We start from the raw sequence: 20330 nt of genomic DNA, 5'->3' as shown, positions 1-20330 counted from the left end.
TACTCCCTACGTTTTCGGTTAGGCAATGGTATGGCTTTGGGACCGTATATAATCGCCGATAAGGGGTAGGGTTGCTTTCACTTCCCGGATATACGGCTCCATCAGCGGGGTAATAGCCTCCATGCCTTTGCCGGCAATGATCAGGGCTTCGGTCTCCAGAATCAAGCGTGTTGCTTCGTTCATACCCAGCATTTTCGTGTGTACTTTCTGGATATGAATCAGCCGCTTTACTTCTTTTATATCCTGCTGGTTCAGCGCTTGCTCCAGCTTCTCAATATCTTCCGGCGTGTCATTTAAGTAGGTTCCCAATATCTCAACGACTGCCTCCAGATTATTTCCCAGCATTTTCAGTATCGGTTCAGCCGAGAAACGTGCGGAGCCTGTAGGGGGTAGTGCATCAGGCGTCGGCACAACGTTGTTGGTTACATTTTCTTTTGGCAAATACGGCCGGATAAGCTGCTGGAGTTCTTCGATCTGAAAGGGCTTGGAAAGAAAATCATTCATGCCCGCTTTCAGACACTCTTCTTTTTCGCTGGGCAGGGCATGAGCGGTCATGGCAATAATCGGCACGGTCGAATTAATGTCTGACCGGATGTAGCGAGTCGTTTCGTATCCATCCATGACCGGCATCTGAAGGTCCATCAAAATAATATCGAACGTGGCTTCCTGTAGTACATCAATTGCCTTTCGCCCGTTTTCGGCCACATGCCCCTGATAGCCTAAATGTTTGAGTACCTGGAGGACCAGCTTCTGATTCATCAGGTTATCCTCTACGACCAGAACACGTACCGGCTTTTGGTTGCCTTTTGGGGTTAAGATGTGCGGTTGATTAAAATTGATCTGTTCCTTGGCTAGTATATACGGAATCTCAACCGTAAAGCGGGATCCTTTCCCCGGGGCACTTGTTACCGTGACGGAACCATTTTGCAGTTCGGTCAGGGATTTCACAATATTTAGTCCCAGACCCGTTCCGCCGTAGTACCGGGTCGTGAATTTATCTGCCTGCTGGAATCGCTCAAAAATTGTAGGCAGCACATCCATAGCCATCCCAATACCGGTATCCTGCACAATGAAGCGTACCGGTACACAGGTGGGTATTTTGCCTTCGCCCTGTTCAATACGAAGGCTTACGCTGCCCTGCTTTGTAAACTTGATGGCATTATTGATCAAATTAAGCAAAATCTGCGTCAGCCGGGTTGGGTCGCCCATGAAAACGGTAGGCAGGTCCGGGTCGACCTCCACAGCGAGTTGTAACCCCTTATCGGTGGCAGCCCCCTGACACATAGCCTTTATGGAGCCCGTAAGCATCTGGATACTGAACGGAATAGATTCCAGCCGGATCATGCCCGCTTCGATCTTGGATATATCCAGAATGTCATTGACAATGGTGAGCAGGTTCTTACCCGCCGTTCGAATCAGCCGAATGAATTCTTTCTGATCGTTATCCAGATTGGTTGTCTCCAGCAGTTCGGAAAAGCCGAGCATGGCATTCAGGGGCGTTCGAATTTCATGGCTCATATTGGCCAGGAAGTCCTCTTTAAGCTTGGCAGCTTTCTCCGCTATTGTTCTGGCTTCCTGTAACCGCTGTTGTGATTGCACGCGTTCGCTAATGTCGATGCTCGATGTAATGACATACTGCAATTTTCCACTGGCATCGTAAACCGGCGATGATGAGCTGAGCAGTTGAAATCGCTTTCCGTTCATCCGTAATTCGATGTCATTTACCTGAGTTGCTTCGCCCTGTAAGGCCCGGTACGTGGGCCGTTGCTCGCGGGGATAGGGCACACCATCCGGATAGCGGAAGAACCGATTTGAGTTGGCTGTGTCATCGTGAGGATCGTACTCCTCTATATTTTCAACCAGTTGACTGGCGGCTTGATTCGCATAATAGAACTTGCCCTCGTGATTGACTACAACAACCGGTACAGGAACAGCCTCCAGTAATTTCTTGGTCTGCTGTTCGCTATCGGCTAGTTTCTGGTTGAGTAGGTTGCTTTTGTTTAAGGATCGATAGAGCACATAAATGGCCCAAAGGATCATTATTAAAGTAGCACTCGCTCCAACCAGGTTACTGACTAACGCGTAGGAAGCGGACCGGTGACTCTGAGCGATGCGCGCTTCGAGTAGTTGATCTTCATGGTCTACAGTCGAGTTTACTACCTGCTGAAAATTTCCGCTCAGCGTCAGGTAAAGATCAAGCGAATCCAGCCGGGGCACACCTGGTTGAACTTGGCCAGTATTAAGTAAAGATCGGCTCCGGGCAACCTTCTTCTCAAAAAGCCGGGTCAATAACTGTACCTTTTTCTGCTGAATCGGGTTATCGCTCGTCAAATCCTGAATGCCCTTAAGTTCTGCACTCAATTTGCGGCTGGTACGCTCAAAATCAGATCGAAAATACGAGTTGTTACTAAGCAGGTAGCCTCGCATATCATTGTCCATATTGGTCAGCAGCGATTCTATGCGCTGGGCCTTACTAAGGACTTTATAGGTATGCAGCACCCAATTATTCGTTTCAACTAAGCGATGAATAGTTTGACGGGCATTTATGCCAATAACGACTGTAATGAGTAGCCCCATCACGACGATTAAAGAGATCCGCTGGTTTTGATTCATGTTGAGAAAAGATTTCTAACGTCAGCTAATTTCTTTTATAGCTAAAAGAATCAGCTTGAGAAATGCCTTGTAAATTTTGCACCTATACTGCGTATCTGTTAAATCAGGCCGGTAAAGTTACTACTACAAGATATATGACGATAAACAGTTATATCAAAACCTTAACTAAGTTAGATAAGTTATTAAAAATATTATTCTGTAAATATATACACTCGAACTTCATCCAACTAACCATTAAGGACAAAATAGACTGGATAGTCTGTGTTGGTAAGCTTACTTTTACAGCACTGTCGTTTACCATCCAGTTTCATTATGCACTCTACATCCGCAACGCAGCCAGCGGCCCGTTTTGAGGCAACGACTACGTACGCCTTAAAAGTTGGTTTGTTTGGTATTGGGCTCGACGCCTACTGGCAGCAGTTCGACGGTTTGCAGGCTCGGTTGCAAGGTTACCTGAGCCAACTCGCAACAAAAATGCAGCGACCGGGTGTTGACATCGTTAATCTCGGCCTGGTCGACACACCCGAAAAGGCAATGCTGGCCGGACACCAGTTTCGGCAGGCCGATGTGGACATCATCCTTCTCTACGTAACCACTTATGCCCTGTCCTCTACGGTATTGCCGGTGGTGCGACGGGCCAAAGTACCCGTTATTGTGCTGAACCTGGCTCCCGAACCAGCCATCGACTATACCTGGTTCAATGCACTCGGCGACCGCACACGCATGACCGGCGAATGGCTGGCGTACTGCTCGGCCTGCCCGGTGCCCGAAATCGCGTCGGTCTTCAAACGGTCGAACATTCCGTTCTATCAGGTTACGGGTATGCTCCAAAACGACCCGCTGGCCTGGACCGAGATCGACGAGTGGATCGAAGCCGCCCGCGTGGCCAACATTATGGCGCACAACCGCCTGGGCCTAATGGGCAACTACTATGGGGGTATGCTGGACATTTACTCCAACCTGACGCTGCACAGCGCCACCTTCGGCGGACATATCGAAATGATTGAAGTCGACCAGTTATCGGCTCTGCGGCAGACGGTTTCCGACGAGGATATTCAACAACGGGTGGCTCTTTTCACCGAAACCTTTGCCGTACAACCCGACTGCACCCCGGCCGAACTGGAACGGGCTGCCCGCACATCAATTGCGCTGGACCGGCTGGTGGCTGAGCTTGACCTGGGGTCGATGGCGTATTATTACAAAGGCACCGGCAACCGGCTCAACGAAGACACCATGACTTCGGTCATTCTGGGCAATTCACTACTAACCGCCAGGGGTATACCCGTTGCGGGTGAGTACGAAGTGAAGAACGCGCAGGCCATGAAAATCATGGATTCCTTTGGGGTAGGCGGCTCCTTTACGGAGTATTACGCCATGGACTTCGCCGATGATGTAATGCTGATGGGGCACGACGGGCCGGGGCATATCGCCATTGCCGAAGGCAAAACGAAGGTGCGTCCGCTTCAGGTTTATCACGGTAAAGTAGGAAACGGTCTGTCGGTAGAAATGTCGGTGAAGCAGGGGCCGGTAACCCTGCTTTCGGTTGTCGAAACTGTAGACGGCAAGATCCAACTGCTGCTGGCCGAGGGCGAGTCAGTAGCGGGGCCAATTCTCGAAATCGGCAATACCAACAGCCGTTATCGGTTTTCGATCGGTGCCCGCCAGTTTGTCAACGACTGGAACAGCCACGGACCCGCCCACCACTGCGCCGTTGGTATAGGGCATATATCCGGCAAGCTTAAAAAGTTAGGTGAATTGCTCGGTGTAGCCGTTATTCAGGTCTGCTGAGGCCCAAAGCAGGTGATTTGCACAACTGGCTCCCAGTTACTTTGGCAATTTGATGAGGTTGTGGGTCGGTAGCGGGCCGCCAAACTGTTGAAATCTTCCGCCTGCTACCAGCCCGCCCAGGTCAATCGGAGCAAAGCCAATGGCTTTAACAAGTTGCTTTACATCTGCTTTCGCATCGGCATCATCGCCCGACATAAAAATGACCCGTTGCCCACCGGCCACATGTGGATCGGCCGCCAGTATGGCCGCATCGAGCGTGTTGAACGCTTTCACGACGCGAGCCCCCGGCACATATCCGGCAACGACTTCGCTGGATGTTTTATCACCCAAATCAGCCGGTTTAAACTCCGGAAAAACGATAAAATTGGTCGCATCGATCACAATGCGTCCTTCCCAGTCCGGTAAGTTGGCGAGCCCTTCGGCCAGGTGTGTCCAGGGCAATGCCAGCAGAACGATGGATGCCTGTGCGGCTTCGGCCACGGTACCCGCTTTGGCTCCATTGCCCAGCGTTGCTACCAGTTCGGCCAGTGACTCCGGCCCCCGACTGTTGCTGATAATAACCGGATAACCGGCCCTGGCTACGTGCCCGGCAAACGCCTGCCCGATATTCCCGGCTCCTATAATGCCAATTGTTTTTGCGTCCATGCTGTTTAGCGTTAAGTAGTGAGGTTTGATTGAACACATCGGACCGCCGAAGCGGAGACGCGGAGAACACATAGGTTATACTATAGGCTTTTAAGTATGAACCTGTTTAAACTTTGATTTTGTAAGGTGAATTAGGCGTTTTTGTCATCCCGAGGAACGAGGGATCTTCGAGCACCGGAGATTTTCAGACTCACGTGAAGATCCCTTGTTCCTCGGGATGACAAAAAACACTTATTACCAACTATTTATGAAAGCTTAAAAACAGCTTCTATTTAATCTCTGTGTTCTCCGCGTCTCCGCTTCGGCGGTCCAATGTGTTCAATAAATAAACATAACTATTTAAAATGCCAGAATCGTTTTCTCAATAATGTCGCAGGCTTCGTGCATCTGTTCTTCGTTGATGACGAGCGGGGGCGCAAAGCGGATCTTGTCGCCGTGGGTTGGCTTGGTGAGTAACCCGTTATCTTTCAGCTTCATGCAAATTTCCCAGGCTGTTTCTTCGCCGAGATCAGGGCGCTCGGTAATGACAATGGCGTTGAGCAGTCCTTTGCCCCGCACCGACTTAACCAGCTCCGTTTTCTCACTCAGGGCGGTCATACGGGCGCGGAAAACTTCGCCCATAGCTTCGGCATTTGCGGTTAAACCTTCATCCTCAACGACCTGAAGGGCTTCCATTGTAACGACACAGGCCAGCGGATTTCCGCCGTAGGTCGACCCGTGTTCGCCGGGCTTGATGGTCAGCATCACTTCATCGGAGGTGAGCACCGCCGAAACGGGCATGGTTCCTCCCGAAAGGGCTTTTCCTAACACGAGCAGATCGGGCTTTATACCTTCGTGATCGCAGGCAACGCGTTTGCCCGTTCGTCCGATGCCCGTTTGTACTTCGTCGGCAATGAACAGCACGTTGTATTTTGTGCATAGGTCGCGCACACCGCGCAGGTAGCCTTCATGCGGAACAACCACGCCCGCTTCGCCCTGAATGGGCTCGACCATGAACCCGGCAATATTGGGATCGCTTTTGAACGTTTCTTCCAGTGCCGTCAGGTCATCATAAGGAATAATGATGTAACCCGGCAGTAGCGGACCAAAATCATTGGTACTGCTGGGGTCCGTCGACGACGAGATCGCGGCCAGCGTACGCCCCCAGAAGTTTCCGGCAGCAAAGACCACTTTTGCTTCGTTCTGCGGAATCCCTTTGATTTTATAGGCCCATTTTCGGGTTAGTTTGAGGGCCGTTTCGCCCCCTTCGGCCCCTGAGTTCATAATCAGCGCCTTATCGAAGCCGAAGTATTCGCAGAGATATTTCTCGCAAAGACCCGTTTTATCATTGTAAAAAGCCCGCGACGTTAACGTCAGGCGCTGGGCTTGCTGCATCATGGCGTTGATGATGCGCGGATGGCAATGCCCCTGGCTCACGGCGCTATAAGCCGACAAAAAATCAAAATACCGTTTATCGTCGACATCCCACACGAAGATGCCTTCACCCCGAGTCAACACCGCCGGTATGGGGTGATAATTGTGCGCGCCGTACTTCCATTCCAGTTGCATGGCCTTATCGGCAGATGAGATGGGCGTTGTTGGTTCGAGTATCATAGCGAAAAACGATTAGATTGAGTGATTGGCAGAGCCATTTTACTTTTTTGCAACTAACTGATGTAACAGTCCGTTGGCTTTCAAAAATACGGCTTCTTCGACAGACGCCCAAAACGATGCCACTTCGCCCCCCAAAGAAAAAAATACCCGGTTTGGCCAACGACGACTATTACTATACGCCCGAGGGATTTGTGGTTTTTACGGCCGCTTACCACCTCAGACGAGGGTATTGCTGCAAGAGCGGGTGCCTTCATTGCCCCTATGGATTCAAAAAAAAGGAAGAATGACTTGCAGATTATGAATTATTTAGCCAATTTTGCGCCCTCAAACGGATAACGAGTACGGTAATGGCCAGAGTTTGTCAAATCACAGGAAAGCGCACACGCACGGGAAACAACGTTTCTCACGCTAACAATAAAACCAAGCGTAAATTTTTCCCGAACCTGCAGAAGAAGCGGTTCTTCGTCGAATCAACCGGCGAATGGATAACACTACGAGTAGCTACGTCAGCTATCAAAACCATCAACAAAAATGGTTTGGAAGCGACGCTACAGAAAGCTTACGAGCGCGGTACGCTGACGGTATAGTCTTTCAAAATAATATTCCTCTGAGCCTCTTCCGACTGGGAGGAGGCTTTTTGTGTTATATCTTGGAACACAGACCGGGCCGCCGGAGCGGATGCACAGGGGATAACAGAGATAAACAGAGTTTTTTTAGTTCTTTTCTCCGTGTATCTCTGCTATTCTTCGTGCGTCCGCTCCGGTGGCCCGGTCTGTGTTCCAACTTTTTGATCTAACAATTCATCTATGAAGCTGAATTTTGAAGACCTCATTGTTTTTGAGAATGAGGATTATATACTAATCAACAAACCCCCTCACGTGGCCTCGCTCGACGAACGCACAACGGACCGGGGTGGTCAGAGCATTCTGCGGCTGGCAAAAGCCTACCATGCGGATGCACAACTGGGGCATCGGCTGGATAAGGAAACGTCGGGTATTCTGGCGATTGCCAAAAATCCGGAGGCTTACCGGCACCTGGCTATGCAGTTCGAACACCGCGAGGTAACGAAACGCTACCATGCCGTAACGAACGGGGTGCACAATTTTGAAGGTATTTCGGTCTACTTACCCATCTCGCCCATTAAGGACGGTACGGCCGTTCGAATCGACCGCGAGAAAGGAAAAGTGGCCGAAACAATTTTCAACACGCTACAGGCTTATCGAACTACAACGCTGGTCGAGTGTATGCCCGTTACGGGCCGGATGCACCAGATTCGCGTGCATTTGATGTGTCTTAAAGCCCCGATTGTCAACGACCCGACCTATGGCGGGAAACCCGTTTTCCTGTCTGACGTGAAGCGCAAATTCAATTTAAAAGAAGGTACGGAAGAGTTACCCCTCATTCACCGCGTTGCCCTGCACGCTCACTCGCTCAGCTTCGCGATGCTGGACGGGGAAGAACAAACTTTCGTGGCCCCCTACCCCAAGGATTTCAACGTGCTCGTAAAGCAGTTGGAGAAATTTGCATAAGCTCACAACCCCTTCGGGGTTGACTACGGATAACCCCGGATGCAATCCGGGGCAGGGAGAGAGCATAGAGAGGCAGGTGTAGCCACACAGACACGGTGGTAGCAGTAGAGGTCGATACCTATAGGATGTGCCACACCCTACCACTGCCCTACCCCCCGGATTGCATCCGGGGTTATCCAGCGTCAACCCTTTCAGGGTTGGTACTGTGCTCAACATATTTAGACTAACTCGACTTTATGAAAGCAATCACCATCACCCATCCCGGCGATAGCTCGGTACTTACTTTACAGGAGCAAGCCACGCCAAAACCAGCATCAGGACAGGTTCTTATCCGGGTACGGGCTGTGGGTGTCAACCGAAGCGATATTCACCAGCGGACGGGCGGGTACGGTGCCGACCCATCCGGCCAGATTCCGGGTCTGGAAGTTGCTGGCATTGTGGAGGCCTGTGGCCCCGATGCAAATCGCTGGCAGGTTGGCGATGCCGTTTGCGCCCTCATCAGCGGGGGTGGTTATGCCGAATACGTAGCCGTCGACGAACGCCATTGCCTGCCCGTACCGGCCAATCTAAGCTTTATTGAAGCGGCCTCGTTGCCCGAAACAATACTGACGGTCTGGTCAACGGTTTTCCGGTGGGGGCATCTGGCGAAAGGTGAAAATTTTTTGGTACACGGCGGCAGTAGCGGTATTGGGGTAACCGCCATTCAACTGGCTAAAGCGTTCGGAGCCAACGCCTACGCCACGGCGGGGACCGACGACAAATGTGCTTTCTGCGAACAATTGGGGGCCATAAACTGCATTAACTACCGGAACGAAGACTTTGAGAAAGCCCTCGATGGAGTCGAAATAAACGTCATTCTGGACATGGTTGGGGGCGACTACACGCCCAAAAACCTGCGTCTGCTCGCCACCGACGGCCGACTGATGTTCATCAACGCCATGCAGGGAGCCGACAGCCAGATTCACATCCCAACGCTGATGCAAAAGCGCATTACCATCAGCGGCAGCATGTTAAAACCAAGAGACGCCAATTTTAAAGCCGCCCTCACCGCCGACATTGAAAAGCAGGTCTGGCCCCTCCTCACGACCGGTCAGATAAAACCCATCGTATACCGCAGCCTCCCGCTAGCCGAAGCCGGAAAAGCCCAGGACCTGATGGCGAGTAGTGAGCACATCGGCAAGATTATCCTGGAAGTACCAACCAAAACAACCCCCCAACCCCGAAGGGGTTGACTCTGGATAACCCCGGATGCAATCCGGTGGCAGGGGGCAGAGACAGGTAGCAGGAGGCAGAGACAGGGGGCAGGGGGCAGGGGCAGGTAGCTCGGGTAGCAGGTGACAGATAGCAGGCACAGGTAGTAGGTAGTAGGTAGTAGGTAGTAGGTAGTATCTTGATTATATACGACGCCCTACACAGTCAACCCCGTCGGGGTTGCGTGCTGTCCCGATAGCGAATAACCCCGGACTAACGCCCGGGGTTATCCATAGTCAACCCTTTCAGGGTTGTCGGTAAATACCACTACATCTCCGTCCCTTCTTCTATCGCTTCTGGCACATGGTGACCTGATGAATCCAGCGGGGTTGGACGGGGACGTTTGCGGTTAACGAGGTAGAACAGGGGCGGGATGATGAGCGGGGCGAAAAACAGCGTCGTCGTCAGGCCACCGATGATGACCGTAGCCAGAGGGCGCTGCACGTCGGAGCCGATGCCGCTTGAGATAGCGGCTGGCACCAGACCGATGATCGCCACGACCATGATCGCCATGATGGCCCGGAACTGCTCCTGCGCCGTTTCGATGGTAACTTCCTTTAAGGATTTTGTACTGCTCATCAGGTTTCGGTTGAGGGCCGACACGAGTAATACGCCCGCCATCACCGAAATACCGAAGATCGACACGAAGCCCACGCCCGCCGAAACGTTGAAGTTATACCCCCGCAATAACAGGGCACCGATACCACCCGCCAGCGCAAACAGCAAACAGGTGAGCGTCAGCAAGGTGTCGCGGACATTGCCGTAGAGCATGAACAGAAACAGGAACACCACCACAATCGTTAGCGGAATCGAAATGGACAGTTGCCCGCCCGCCCGCTCCAGGTTTTCGTATTGCCCGCCGTAGATGACGCTGTAGCCTTCCGGAATTTTCACGTGCTGGCGTACCTTCTCACTAATCTCTTTCACAAACCCGCCCTGATCGCGACCCCGAATGTTGGTGCGCACCGTCACCATCCGTTTGCCGTTGATCCGGTAAATGTTCGTCTGGCCCTGCACATAATGAATGTCGGCGAGTTCGCTCATCGGAATCAGCGCCCCCGTCGCCGACGGCACCTGCAACAACCGGATGGCGTCGATACTGCCCCGGCTTTCGGGCGTGAAGCGCACCACAATATCATACCGCTTGGCTTCGTCGTAAATCGTTCCGATGGCTTTACCGCCAATGGCCGCTTCGATCATGTTTTCGATTTCGGCCACGTTGATCCCATAGCGGGCAGCCGCCGGACGGTTAATATTAATCGCCAATTGGTCTTGCGGCCCCTCCTGCTCGATATTCACCGATACGGCTCCGTTCATGCCCTTCACCAGGGCGGCAATGCTATCCGCTTTAGCCCGCATCAGGGTCAGGTCATTCCCGACGACGGAGATGGCCAGGTCGGCGGCACTGCCCGTCACGATTTCCATAACCTGGTCGATGATGGGCTGACCCGACGAGAAGAAAGCGCCCGGAAAGGTTTCCTGCAACTTGGTCTGCATGGAGCGGACAATTTCCTTCTTCGAAATCGTATCCGACCAGGTGCTGTAATCTTTCAGACCCACCAGAATTTCGGTTCGGTCGGTGGGGAACGGGTCGGTACCGTCGTCGTTGCGGCCCGTTTGGGTGATCACAAAACTGACCGGTTTATAACTGCTGATGATCTCCCGGATTTTGGGCGCGATCTTGGCATTTTCCTGAATCGTAATGCCCGACGGCATGAAGGCCCGCATGAAAATAGACCCTTCGTCCAGTTCGGGCAGAAACTCCGTACCCAATTTGAGCCCAAAGCCGATCATAACCAGCACAAGGGTCATGCCGACACCCACCACCACGCCCGGCGCTTTGAACAAGGTCGATTTGAGCAGCCATTGGTACCCCCGCTCCAGTGGCGACAGCAGGAAGTTTTTATGTTCTTTCAGCGGCTTGCCATTAGGCGCGAGCACTTTGCGGAAGGCAAACGAGATCAACACCGGAATGACCGTAAGCGCACAGATCAGCGACCCAATCACCGCAAACGACAGCGTCAGGGCCATCGGACTGAACAGTTTCCCTTCCACCCGCTGCATCAGCAAAATGGGCAGGTAGGCCAGAATGATGATGGTTACGGAGAAAAAAATCTCCCGCGCCACTTCCCCCGCCGAACGAGCCGTTACGTTCACGATGCCCTGATTGCGGTCAGCGGGACCGGACGATCGGTATCGCCTGATAAGATGTTCGGCCATGACGCTGGCGCCGTCCACAATGATCCCGAAGTCGATAGCGCCCAACGACAGCAAGTTGGCCGGAATACCCACCAGTTTCATCAGGATGAACGCGAACAGCAGTGAAAACGGAATGGTGACTGTAACGACCAGAGCCGCCCGCAGGCTTCCCAGAAACAGCACGAGCAGAATAGCCACAATTGAAATCCCTTCGATAAGCGTATGCGCCACCGTTTCCAGCGAGTGGTCGATCAGGAAACCCCGATCGTATAATATCCGCAAATGAACCCCTTTGGGCAGTTCGCGTGCTTCGAGGTCGGCAATTTTCTCTTTGAGTAATTCCAGCACCTCGCTCGGGTTCTCGCCCCGGCGCAGCAGGACGATACCTTCGGTAGCCCCAACGACGTCCAGCTTTTCGTCTGGAATACGGTAGCCCAGAATACCCGATGGCGAGGGTGGATTAATTTCGACACTGGCAACGTCGCGTACCAGAACGGGCACGCCTTCGTTGGCTTTCAGCACGATATTCTGCACATCGTCGGGCGATTTGAGCGCACCCAACCCCCGCACGGCAAAGCCCTGTCCACCGCGCGAAATGACATTACCGCCCGTGTTCTGGTTGTTCTTTTGAACCGCTTCGATCACATCCTGTAACGTCAGGTCGAACTTACGGAGCTTGGCCGGGTCCGGTATCACCTGATACTGTTTGATAGGCCCGCCAAAAGTCGTCACATCAGCCAGACCGGGCACCTGAAGTAATTGCGGAATGATCACCCAGTCCTGCAAATCGCGCAGTTGCATGGGCGTCATGCTGGCCGGAGCCTCAATGACATAGCGGTAAATTTCACCGACCGCCGTCGTCAACGGGGCCAGTTCGGGCGAGACACCATCCGGCAACTGCGCGCCCGCGAGCCGTTCCATGACCTGCTGACGGGCAAAGTAATCGGTAACCGTCTCGTCAAAGTTCAACTGCACGACAGACAACCCAAAGATCGTCCGCGACCGGCGGTCCGTTACGTGGGGTACGCTGTTCAGCACCCGCTCGATGGGAATTGTGACCTGTTGTTCGACTTCCTCAGCCGCCCGCCCATCGTATTTAGCAATTACGATAACGTTGGTATCGGCAATATCGGGGTAGGCCTCAATCTTCAGCAGTTTGAAGCACCACAACCCCAGCCCCATAATCGCCACCGCAAGGCCAACAACGACCCAGCGGTTTTTGAGGGAGAATACTATTAGTTTCTGAATCATAATTGTAGGGTACAGCATCCTGCTGTACCAGCCGCCAGGCTAACTTTACTATCTACATACATATTAGCCGTTACCACGGCTGGTACAGCAGGATGCTGTACCCTACCTAGTACCCAAAACTCAATCCTTTCAATTGCAAAACATTGGCCGTAACGACCTGGTCGCTTTCTTTCAAGCCGTTTTGCACCACCACCCGATCTTCCCGCTGCTGGCCAAGTTCGACAGGTCGTCGTTCAATGACTTGCGGGGCGGTTCGGACAAAGACGTAATCGCGTCCCTGCACCGTTACAATGGCATCGCGCGAGACGGTTATAAACTGCCCAGCCTCTTTGATGCCAAACTCAGCCGTGGCAAACATGCCCGCTTTGAGCCGCCCGTCGGGGTTGGCCACCGAAATGCGCAGTTTTATCTGGCGAGTGGTGTTATCCACGTAATCATTCACATTGTCGATCCGACCGGCAAACCGCTCGTTCGGGAAAGCCGTAAAGTTTAGCGTACAGTTTAGCCCCCGCCGAATACTACCAAACTGATTTTCCGGAATTTCACAAACGACCAGAATGGTATTGGGTCGGGCTGTGCGTAGGGCTTCGGGGTCGAAACCGGCCAGCTTGAGCGTCGCTTCATCCGAAATTATTGCAGCTTCTTCGTTGGCTAGCTGGGTTTGTGCTTCGATCACTTCTTTGCCCGAAGCCGCGCCATGCGCCTGTAAATCCTTTACCCGTTCCAGGTTGCCGCGCTCCGTCTGAATGTTGATCCGGTGCTGCAAAATGGCCGTATAGTTGTCTGACAAACCAGGATCATCGAACAGAACGAGTCGCTCGGCCGGGTTTTCGCTGGAACGCACGACCATAGCCGCCACGTGGCCGGGTGCCGAAAAATCGGTATGGATAGCTCCCGAACGGGCAGGCTGCGTCGTAAATGCCCGCATCATCACCGAATCCGGAAAACTGATGCGGCTCCCATCGGTACTGGTGGTTGGGCGGGGCGGAGACGTAACAACCGGCTTTGGCTTGTCTTTGCAGGCCGCAACCGTCAGGAGAGCCAGCAAGATTATAGGATGAAATTTCATGCTCAGTACGTGTTGATTTGCCCGGTTGCGTACAGCAGTCGGACGTAGTTTTGGCGGTGTGTATAGAGGGCCTGATAATAGGCGGTCTGGGTATCGAACCACGACGTTTGGGCCTGGAGCAAATCAATTAAGGTGGTGGCCCCGCGCAAATAGGCATAGCGAACAGATGCCAGCACGCGGTCGGCATCGCGCCGTATATCCACATAGCGGTCGATGTTCTGCCGACTGGTGGCAAACGACTGATAGGCCGTTTCCACCTCCGACCGTATCCGTGTCTGTACCAGCGCAGCGGCCTGGCCCGCCTGTTCCTGCAATACCCGCGATTTCTGAATTTCACCCTGATTGCGGCTGTAAACCGGTAGTTCGAGGGTTAGGAAAACACCTGCGTAAGGGACGGAATTTTGTGGATTCCAGATCAACCCGGCTTCGTTGCGGGGTTTGGCAAGCACCTGCTGGAGGTCGACATTACGGCGGGCGGTTTCCAGATTGGCTTCGGCTACGCGCACGTCGGTACGGGACGTAATTGCCAGTTGTAACAAGCTGTCAGCACTGGCACTTACCGTCGGGTACAAGCTTAATGGGTTGGTAAAAGCAGGATTAATGATCGAGTCGTTCAGCGCCACATTGATGCTGTCGGCAACTCCCACAACCAACCGCAGTTCGTTCAGGCGGTTACGCACATCCTGCTGGGCCGTGCGAGTCTGGATGTCGTACTGGTCAGATATTAGCTGCGTCCGGGTGAGGTCGGTCTCTGTGATGACCAGATTCTTAAGCCGTACTTTGTTTAACTGCACCAGCGTATCGACGTTGGCTTTGGCTCGCTGGAGAAGAGCCAGTTGCACACGGGCATACCACGCATCGAGGTAGCGGTTGGCCGCATCGAACAGGATTCCCCGTTCGGTTTCGGCTACGCTCTGCACCGCCAAATTTGTGTTGGCTTCGGCAAAACGGTTTCGATACGTACGTTTATTATGAATGTCGAACTCTTTGGTTGCCTGAAGCCAGAACTGTCGTCGCTGGCGGTTCAGCACACCCACTCCTTCGGCACCGGGCAGTGGTGCCGAAGCACCCGTCGGTTGTGCCAGTTGAAAAAGAGTCTGATTATTAAGCACCGGGTTCGGCCGGAGGTTGGCCGTTATCTGGTCGGCCTGAGTTGCGTTGATATTTAACCGTTCAACACGCAGGGCCGGACTGTTTTCGCGTACCTGCTGGAGCGTCTGCCGCAGGGTTAGCGTTGTCTGTGCAGAGGCCGTGAAAACGACGCTCATGCACAGAAGGTATTCGATCAGTTTTCGCAAAATCATTGGTTAGCCTAAGTAGGGTCTCAACACTTGATTACCTCTTAGTTTGTTAACCGTAAAGTTGCGTTTAAAGGGTATTGACGATAATTAAAAGATAGTTAAATATACTCAGTCGCCTATGAGGTAAATTAACACATTAATATGTTTTTATATACTATTTCATTTCGCGGCACTGTCTTTCCCGAACTTTGTCCCGAAGAAATCACCTTTGTTCCAGACAGGTCGCTGGTCGGCCTGAGCGGTTAAATAACCCACCAGAAATTGCAGTTGCGCGTGTTTACCAGCCGCATTAAAGTCAAACGGCTGGTTCATATCATCCTGTGGGGTATGGTAAATAGTGGCCCGCCAGTCGAGGTTTAGCTTGGTTCCGTTGAGGTCGGGATTACCCGTCTGCGAGCCACTTTTGATGAACAGCGCCGGAATACCCTGCCGAACAAAACTGAAATGGTCACTCCGCATGAATACGGTCTGTTCGGGAATTGGGTCGGGACTAATGCCAACGCCCAGGAACCCAGCGGCTTGTTTAACCGGGGCATTCAGACTCGAATGCTCCGCGCCATAGGGCACAATATCGAGCAACGGATGGAAGAAAAACGGCATATCCAGCGTCGAATTGGCGACGATATTGGCCTTCGGCACCGTTGGGTTACTGGCGAAATAATCTGAACCGAGCAACCCCATTTCTTCCCCGGTAACACCCACAAAGAGGATCGAGCGACGGGGTGCTTTCGGCAGGGACGCGAATAAACGGGCGGTTTCGAGGTTGATCGCGACACCCGATGCGTTGTCGTGCGCCCCATTGTTGATCGAATCGCCCTTCACTACCCGGCCAATACCCAAATGGTCGAGGTGAGCGACAAACACGACGTATTCATTTTTCAGTACCGGGTCAGAGCCGGGCAGTATGGCCACCAGATTCAGTCCGGCCACATCTTCTACTACATCGGTTTGCGCTTTTATGTGTACCGATACGTTCAGCGGGAAGGCTTGCGGAATGTTCTTCTGCGCTTTGGTAAACATCTCCCTAATGGGTGTACCCGCGTTGGTAAAGAGCAGCCGGGCGGTCGAATCACTTAGCGAGGCAGCGGCCTGTATACCCGGATAGGTTCGTTGCGGATGCCCCTGTTTGTCTACCCAGCGATACACACCCTGGCGGGCACGAGGTGCCGCCGTTTCGATTCGATTACGCAGATCGGTGGGCAAGTTGAACGCCAGCGTACCGATGGCTCCGTGCGCTACGGCATTCTCAGCTTTCGCCGATGAGTAATACGCCCGCTGGTTGGATGGGAAAGTAGACGGTGCCCCGTTCAGGAAGGCTACGATTTTTCCTTTTACGTCAATGCCGGTATAATCGTCGTAGCCCAGCTCGGGTGCGGTAACGCCGAAGCCAACAAAAACGACGGGGGCCGTAATATCACTAATGGCATGATCGGGCGTCGGGCTGTAAATGAATTGTTTCCCATAAGCAAGCGGTTGCTCCTTTCCGTTTAGAATCAGCGCCAATGCGCTATTGTCTTCCTGCACTGCCCACCGTCGAAGCGGCACATTCTGCTTATAGGTATTGTTCTCTCCGGCGGGTTTCAGGCCAAGGGCTTTGAATTGCGCCATGACGTACTCTGCCGCCATCGCAAAGCCAGGTGTGCCGGGCTTGCGGCCTTTCAGCGAATCATTTGCCAGAATGCGCATGTGGTTCCGAATGGCGTCGGGCCGTACAGTTTGAACCACGCGCTGAGCATCGGCTGGTATATTATTTGATTGAGCCAATGCCAGATTAGTAGCGAATAGGCCGAACAAGACAGAAAGAGAAAAACGCATGTAGACGAGGTGAAGAGAACAAAACGATTAGCTAAAAATAAGTTACGGTTTCTCCAGATCAAATTTAAACTCAACTTCTGCCTCATTTCCGGGTTTTCTATCTCAGGGCGTCAGCAAATTGTACCTTCGCGGGTAGAAACGACGTACCACCTGTCAGCGTAACGTCAATTCTGTATCTTGACCACCAGATCATGAAGAAAATACCCGTACTTATCGACTGCGACCCCGGCCACGATGATGCCGTCATGTTATTACTGGCCTTCGGTAGTGGCTTGTTCGATATCAAAGCAATTACCAGTTCGGCAGGTAACCAGACACAGGAAAAGACGCTCAAGAATACGATGCGCATCATGGAGTTGATTGGTGCCGATGTGCCCGTTTACAGAGGCAGCGACAAACCCCTGTTTCGCAAGCTGATCATCGCGGATAACGTTCATGGCGAAATGGGTATGGATGGCCCGGTATTGCCCGAACCCACCTTACAGCACCATCCGCTGTCGGCGCTGGAAGCGATGGCGCAGATCCTGGCCGAAAGCGACGAGAAAATCACGATTGTACCAACCGGCCCATTGACGAATGTCGCCACGTTTCTGCTGGCTTACCCGCACTTAAAACCGAAGATTGAACGCATTTCGCTGATGGGTGGCGGGGCTTTTCGGGGAAATATTACGCCTACGGCTGAGTTCAATATCTATGTCGACCCCGAAGCGGCAGCCATCGTGTTCAAGTCGGGGGTTCCGATCACGATGTGTGGGCTGGATGTGACGCACAAAGCCTTGGTCTTTCAGGAGGATATTGAGCGGTTCAGGGCCATCGGCAATAGATCGGGCAAGGTGGTAGCCGAACTAATGGATTTCTTCTCCATTTATTACCGGCGGGAACGCCCCGAACTGGAAGGTGGTGCTGCCCTGCACGACCCCTGTGCCATCGCCTGGCTGATCGACCCGTCGATGTTTACCTCAAAACCCTGTTATGTCGATGTGGAAGTAGCCGGTACGTTGACAGCGGGTACGACGATTGTTGATTTTTTCGATGTGCTGAAGCAAACGCCAAACGTCGATTTTGTGTACGACATCGACCGGGAGAAGTATATCCAGATGATTTACGATGCCGTGAAGGTATTGCCCTGAGGGAATCAAAACCAGGGCCTACGCACTTTAAACGACTTTTTCAGGCCGCTGATCATAAGGAACGCGCCTAAAACGCCGAAGATGATGGCCAGTATTGTAATGCCTAAAATAGCAAAGACAACGGCCACCAAAATCACAAATACCGATGCTTTCAACTTCCAGCTGATGCGCTGCCACCAGTTCAACTCCGGGCGTAGTTTCATGCCCAGACCCTGCCGGATCTGATTACCCAGCTTCAATTTCTTCTTGGGCTTCGGCCCCGGCTGCTGGTCGGTCGGTTGAGTTTCCGGCGTTGACAGGAGTGTATTGACCCGCTGCATGTGGTGTTCGATCCGGCTGGCTGTCGTCTGGTGAGACTGCGCCGTCCGGCTGGCAAGTACGGATGAACTGGCAACAGACTGGCTCGCCGTTTGCCCGGATTCGGGAGTCAGTACTTCGATAATAGCCTGTTCATTTTCGCTTTCAATGTCCAGTGCGGCAACGTCCGTTGGGGCAACATCCGTTGGGGCAACATCCGTTGGGGCACGTTCCTGCTCAGCAACTTTTTTAACTGGAAGTCGGGTAGCTGCCGGGTGCGCTGTTGGTTGAAAATACGCCACGGGACGCTGGCAGGACGAAAAGAAAAGACAGGATGCAGCAGCAAACAGGGCAATGGTGTTCCTCATCAGGTTAAAGGTTGTACGAACGAAATCGGCAAAACACAAAAGTTCTCTCTACAACGAACTGGACTAGACGGTTAATATGATTTGCCCGAAATCTTTCATGTAGTACCGAGCGTCGGCCCGGCGACCGGAACTACACAAAACGGCACTATAAGTATGAAACACAGCTCATTTGCCTTTGCAAACAAGACCTTTTTACACACCCGCTTATGACTCGATTTCTGTTTTGGGCAACGCTTATCCTGTTCTCCGGGCAATTTGCCAACGGACAAGGCCCCGAAGGCTACAATTATGACGAAGCTAAAGTAGGCATCTATACCTTGCCCGATCTGCTAGTGAATACAAAGGGCAAAGCGGTTAAGACCAAAGTCGACTGGCGCAACCGACGAGCCGAACTGCTGAAGCTATTTGCCGAAAACGTATATGGTGAAACACCCGCCAACTCCGTTAAGCTTCGTTTCCAGACAACGTCTGTCGACAAATCGGCCCTAAATGGGCTGGCTATTCGCAAACAGGTGTCTATTTTCTTTGTCGACTACCCGCAGTTACCGCCCATCGACATCCTGATTTACCTACCCAAAGCCAGTTCAAAGCCCGCTCCGGTATTTCTGGGCCTGAATTTTTGCGGCAACCACTGCGTCACGACCGAAGCGGACATTCCGCTGTCGGCCCGCTGGATGATGGGCGGAAATAATGACGCTGTGAATAAAAACAAGGCAACGGAAAAAGCACGCGGGATGCAAGCCCGACGCTGGCCCATCGAGATGATTGTAAAACGCGGCTACGCGCTGGCTACCGCCTACTACGGCGATATCGAACCCGATTTTCCGCAGGGATGGCAGTCCGGAATCCGGTCGGTGCTGGGCGACACGACGAAAGCGACGAACTGGGGGGCGGTAGGTGCCTGGGCCTGGGGCATGAGCCGAATTCTTGACTACCTGCAAACCGACCCGGCCATTGATGCCAAACGCGTTATTTCCATCGGCCACTCGCGGATCGGCAAAGCCGCTATATGGGCCGGGGCACAGGACGAACGATTTGCCGCCGTTATTGCCAACGAATCCGGCGAAGGCGGGGCGGCCCTCGCCCGGCGCTGGTACGGCGAAACCGTTGAGCGAATAAATACCAGTTTTCCACATTGGTTTGCTGACCGATACAAGACGTTCAACAAACGCGTAGCCGATTTACCCGTCGATCAGCACGAGTTGATGGCCCTCATCGCCCCGCGCCCGCTGTACGTGGCCAGTGCCGACGGTGACCAGTGGTCAGACCCGAAAGGGGAGTTTCTGGGTGCGCTCCACACCGAACCCATTTACCGGCTTTACGGCAAAACGGGTCTGGGTACAACGACGTTCCCGGCCGTTGATCAGCCCATTGGTAAAACCGTTCGCTACCACAACCGAACCGGCATACATGACGTAACGGATTATGATTGGGAGCAATACCTGCGCTTTGCCGATGAATTAGTCCGCTAGCTGTGCCTA

15 protein-coding genes are annotated in these 20330 nt (G+C 52.9%); 7 read left to right on the top strand and 8 right to left on the bottom strand.

The window, feature by feature from the left end; all coding sequences use genetic code 11:
• Positions 1-18 precede the first annotated feature (18 nt).
• Complete coding sequence (locus tag CRO74_RS18395; RefSeq protein WP_097127718.1) at positions 19-2613, bottom strand: response regulator; 2595 nt, start codon at positions 2611-2613, stop codon at positions 19-21.
• Positions 2614-2925: 312 nt separating this feature from the next.
• On the opposite strand from CRO74_RS18395, the gene CRO74_RS18390 reads away from it, so the two are divergent.
• The gene (locus CRO74_RS18390) at positions 2926-4401 is read left to right on the top strand and encodes an arabinose isomerase (protein ID WP_097127716.1); all 1476 of its coding nucleotides are present in this window, start codon (positions 2926-2928) and stop codon (positions 4399-4401) included.
• A 36-nt stretch (positions 4402-4437) separates the two neighbouring features.
• On the opposite strand, the gene CRO74_RS18385 is transcribed toward CRO74_RS18390, so the two are convergent.
• Together CRO74_RS18385 and rocD are read right to left on the bottom strand one after the other, a co-directional pair.
• Entirely contained in the window at positions 4438-5085 is a 648-nt protein-coding gene (locus CRO74_RS18385) for an NADPH-dependent F420 reductase (RefSeq protein WP_097128671.1), read from the bottom strand.
• A gap of 300 nt (positions 5086-5385) precedes the next feature.
• The gene (rocD, locus tag CRO74_RS18380) at positions 5386-6639 is read right to left on the bottom strand and encodes an ornithine--oxo-acid transaminase (protein ID WP_097127715.1); all 1254 of its coding nucleotides are present in this window, start codon (positions 6637-6639) and stop codon (positions 5386-5388) included.
• A gap of 116 nt (positions 6640-6755) precedes the next feature.
• On the opposite strand from rocD, the gene CRO74_RS31665 reads away from it, so the two are divergent.
• The 4 genes from CRO74_RS31665 to CRO74_RS18365 all read left to right on the top strand — a co-directional run bounded on the left by CRO74_RS31665 (position 6756) and on the right by CRO74_RS18365 (position 9400).
• Positions 6756-6926 (top strand): C1orf53 family protein, encoded by a 171-nt coding sequence (locus tag CRO74_RS31665; protein WP_179830244.1) that lies wholly within the window; start codon positions 6756-6758, stop codon positions 6924-6926.
• A gap of 60 nt (positions 6927-6986) precedes the next feature.
• The gene (gene rpmB / locus CRO74_RS18375; protein ID WP_046375705.1) at positions 6987-7226 is read left to right on the top strand and encodes a 50S ribosomal protein L28; all 240 of its coding nucleotides are present in this window, start codon (positions 6987-6989) and stop codon (positions 7224-7226) included.
• A 219-nt stretch (positions 7227-7445) separates the two neighbouring features.
• The gene (locus CRO74_RS18370) at positions 7446-8168 is read left to right on the top strand and encodes an RluA family pseudouridine synthase (protein WP_097127713.1); all 723 of its coding nucleotides are present in this window, start codon (positions 7446-7448) and stop codon (positions 8166-8168) included.
• Between the two features lie 236 nt (positions 8169-8404).
• Positions 8405-9400, top strand: coding sequence for an NAD(P)H-quinone oxidoreductase (locus CRO74_RS18365; protein ID WP_097127711.1), 996 nt, complete (start codon positions 8405-8407; stop codon positions 9398-9400).
• A 286-nt stretch (positions 9401-9686) separates the two neighbouring features.
• Here the strand turns inward: CRO74_RS18365 and CRO74_RS18360 are convergent, their stop codons facing one another.
• The 4 genes from CRO74_RS18360 to CRO74_RS18345 form a co-directional block, all read right to left on the bottom strand.
• Positions 9687-12869 carry an efflux RND transporter permease subunit gene (locus tag CRO74_RS18360; protein WP_097128669.1) on the bottom strand — a complete coding sequence of 1061 codons (3183 nt, stop codon included), beginning with the start codon at positions 12867-12869 and terminating at the stop codon, positions 9687-9689.
• A 106-nt stretch (positions 12870-12975) separates the two neighbouring features.
• Positions 12976-13938 carry an efflux RND transporter periplasmic adaptor subunit gene (locus CRO74_RS18355; protein WP_097127709.1) on the bottom strand — a complete coding sequence of 321 codons (963 nt, stop codon included), beginning with the start codon at positions 13936-13938 and terminating at the stop codon, positions 12976-12978.
• Between the two features lie 2 nt (positions 13939-13940).
• On the bottom strand, positions 13941-15242 hold the full coding sequence (locus tag CRO74_RS18350) for a TolC family protein (protein WP_097127708.1): 1302 nt from the start codon (positions 15240-15242) through the stop codon (positions 13941-13943).
• A 156-nt stretch (positions 15243-15398) separates the two neighbouring features.
• Positions 15399-17054, bottom strand: a complete 1656-nt coding sequence (locus tag CRO74_RS18345; protein ID WP_097127707.1) for a M28 family metallopeptidase — start codon at positions 17052-17054, stop codon at positions 15399-15401.
• A 191-nt stretch (positions 17055-17245) separates the two neighbouring features.
• Here CRO74_RS18345 and CRO74_RS18340 point away from each other — a divergent pair, with 191 nt between their 5' ends.
• Positions 17246-18184, top strand: coding sequence for a nucleoside hydrolase (locus CRO74_RS18340; protein ID WP_097127705.1), 939 nt, complete (start codon positions 17246-17248; stop codon positions 18182-18184).
• Positions 18185-18189: 5 nt separating this feature from the next.
• Here CRO74_RS18340 and CRO74_RS18335 read toward each other — a convergent pair whose 3' ends face one another.
• On the bottom strand, positions 18190-18849 hold the full coding sequence (locus CRO74_RS18335) for a hypothetical protein (protein WP_097128668.1): 660 nt from the start codon (positions 18847-18849) through the stop codon (positions 18190-18192).
• 206 nt (positions 18850-19055) lie between these two features.
• Here CRO74_RS18335 and CRO74_RS18330 point away from each other — a divergent pair, with 206 nt between their 5' ends.
• On the top strand, positions 19056-20321 hold the full coding sequence (locus CRO74_RS18330; RefSeq protein WP_097127704.1) for a glucuronyl esterase domain-containing protein: 1266 nt from the start codon (positions 19056-19058) through the stop codon (positions 20319-20321).
• Positions 20322-20330: the final 9 nt, after the last annotated feature.

It is taken from the genome of Spirosoma fluviale (assembly GCF_900230225.1).
Lineage (GTDB): Bacteria > Bacteroidota > Bacteroidia > Cytophagales > Spirosomataceae > Spirosoma > Spirosoma fluviale.
Note: the sequence above shows the minus strand (reverse complement) of the source record. Positions and strands in the feature narration are given on the sequence as shown.

Bases quoted from the DNA above. Each gene is read 5' to 3' on its own strand.
- CRO74_RS18395 (WP_097127718.1), bottom strand. From the start codon at position 2,613: ATGAATCAAAACCAGCGGATCTCTTTAATCGTCGTGATGGGGCTACTC.
- CRO74_RS18390 (WP_097127716.1), top strand. From the start codon at position 2,926: ATGCACTCTACATCCGCAACGCAGCCAGCGGCCCGTTTTGAGGCAACG.
- CRO74_RS18385 (WP_097128671.1), bottom strand. From the start codon at position 5,085: ATGTGTTCAATCAAACCTCACTACTTAACGCTAAACAGCATGGACGCA.
- rocD (WP_097127715.1), bottom strand. From the start codon at position 6,639: ATGATACTCGAACCAACAACGCCCATCTCATCTGCCGATAAGGCCATG.
- CRO74_RS31665 (WP_179830244.1), top strand. From the start codon at position 6,756: ATGCCACTTCGCCCCCCAAAGAAAAAAATACCCGGTTTGGCCAACGAC.
- rpmB (WP_046375705.1), top strand. From the start codon at position 6,987: ATGGCCAGAGTTTGTCAAATCACAGGAAAGCGCACACGCACGGGAAAC.
- CRO74_RS18370 (WP_097127713.1), top strand. From the start codon at position 7,446: ATGAAGCTGAATTTTGAAGACCTCATTGTTTTTGAGAATGAGGATTAT.
- CRO74_RS18365 (WP_097127711.1), top strand. From the start codon at position 8,405: ATGAAAGCAATCACCATCACCCATCCCGGCGATAGCTCGGTACTTACT.
- CRO74_RS18360 (WP_097128669.1), bottom strand. From the start codon at position 12,869: ATGATTCAGAAACTAATAGTATTCTCCCTCAAAAACCGCTGGGTCGTT.
- CRO74_RS18355 (WP_097127709.1), bottom strand. From the start codon at position 13,938: ATGAAATTTCATCCTATAATCTTGCTGGCTCTCCTGACGGTTGCGGCC.
- CRO74_RS18350 (WP_097127708.1), bottom strand. From the start codon at position 15,242: ATGATTTTGCGAAAACTGATCGAATACCTTCTGTGCATGAGCGTCGTT.
- CRO74_RS18345 (WP_097127707.1), bottom strand. From the start codon at position 17,054: ATGCGTTTTTCTCTTTCTGTCTTGTTCGGCCTATTCGCTACTAATCTG.
- CRO74_RS18340 (WP_097127705.1), top strand. From the start codon at position 17,246: ATGAAGAAAATACCCGTACTTATCGACTGCGACCCCGGCCACGATGAT.
- CRO74_RS18335 (WP_097128668.1), bottom strand. From the start codon at position 18,849: ATGAGGAACACCATTGCCCTGTTTGCTGCTGCATCCTGTCTTTTCTTT.
- CRO74_RS18330 (WP_097127704.1), top strand. From the start codon at position 19,056: ATGACTCGATTTCTGTTTTGGGCAACGCTTATCCTGTTCTCCGGGCAA.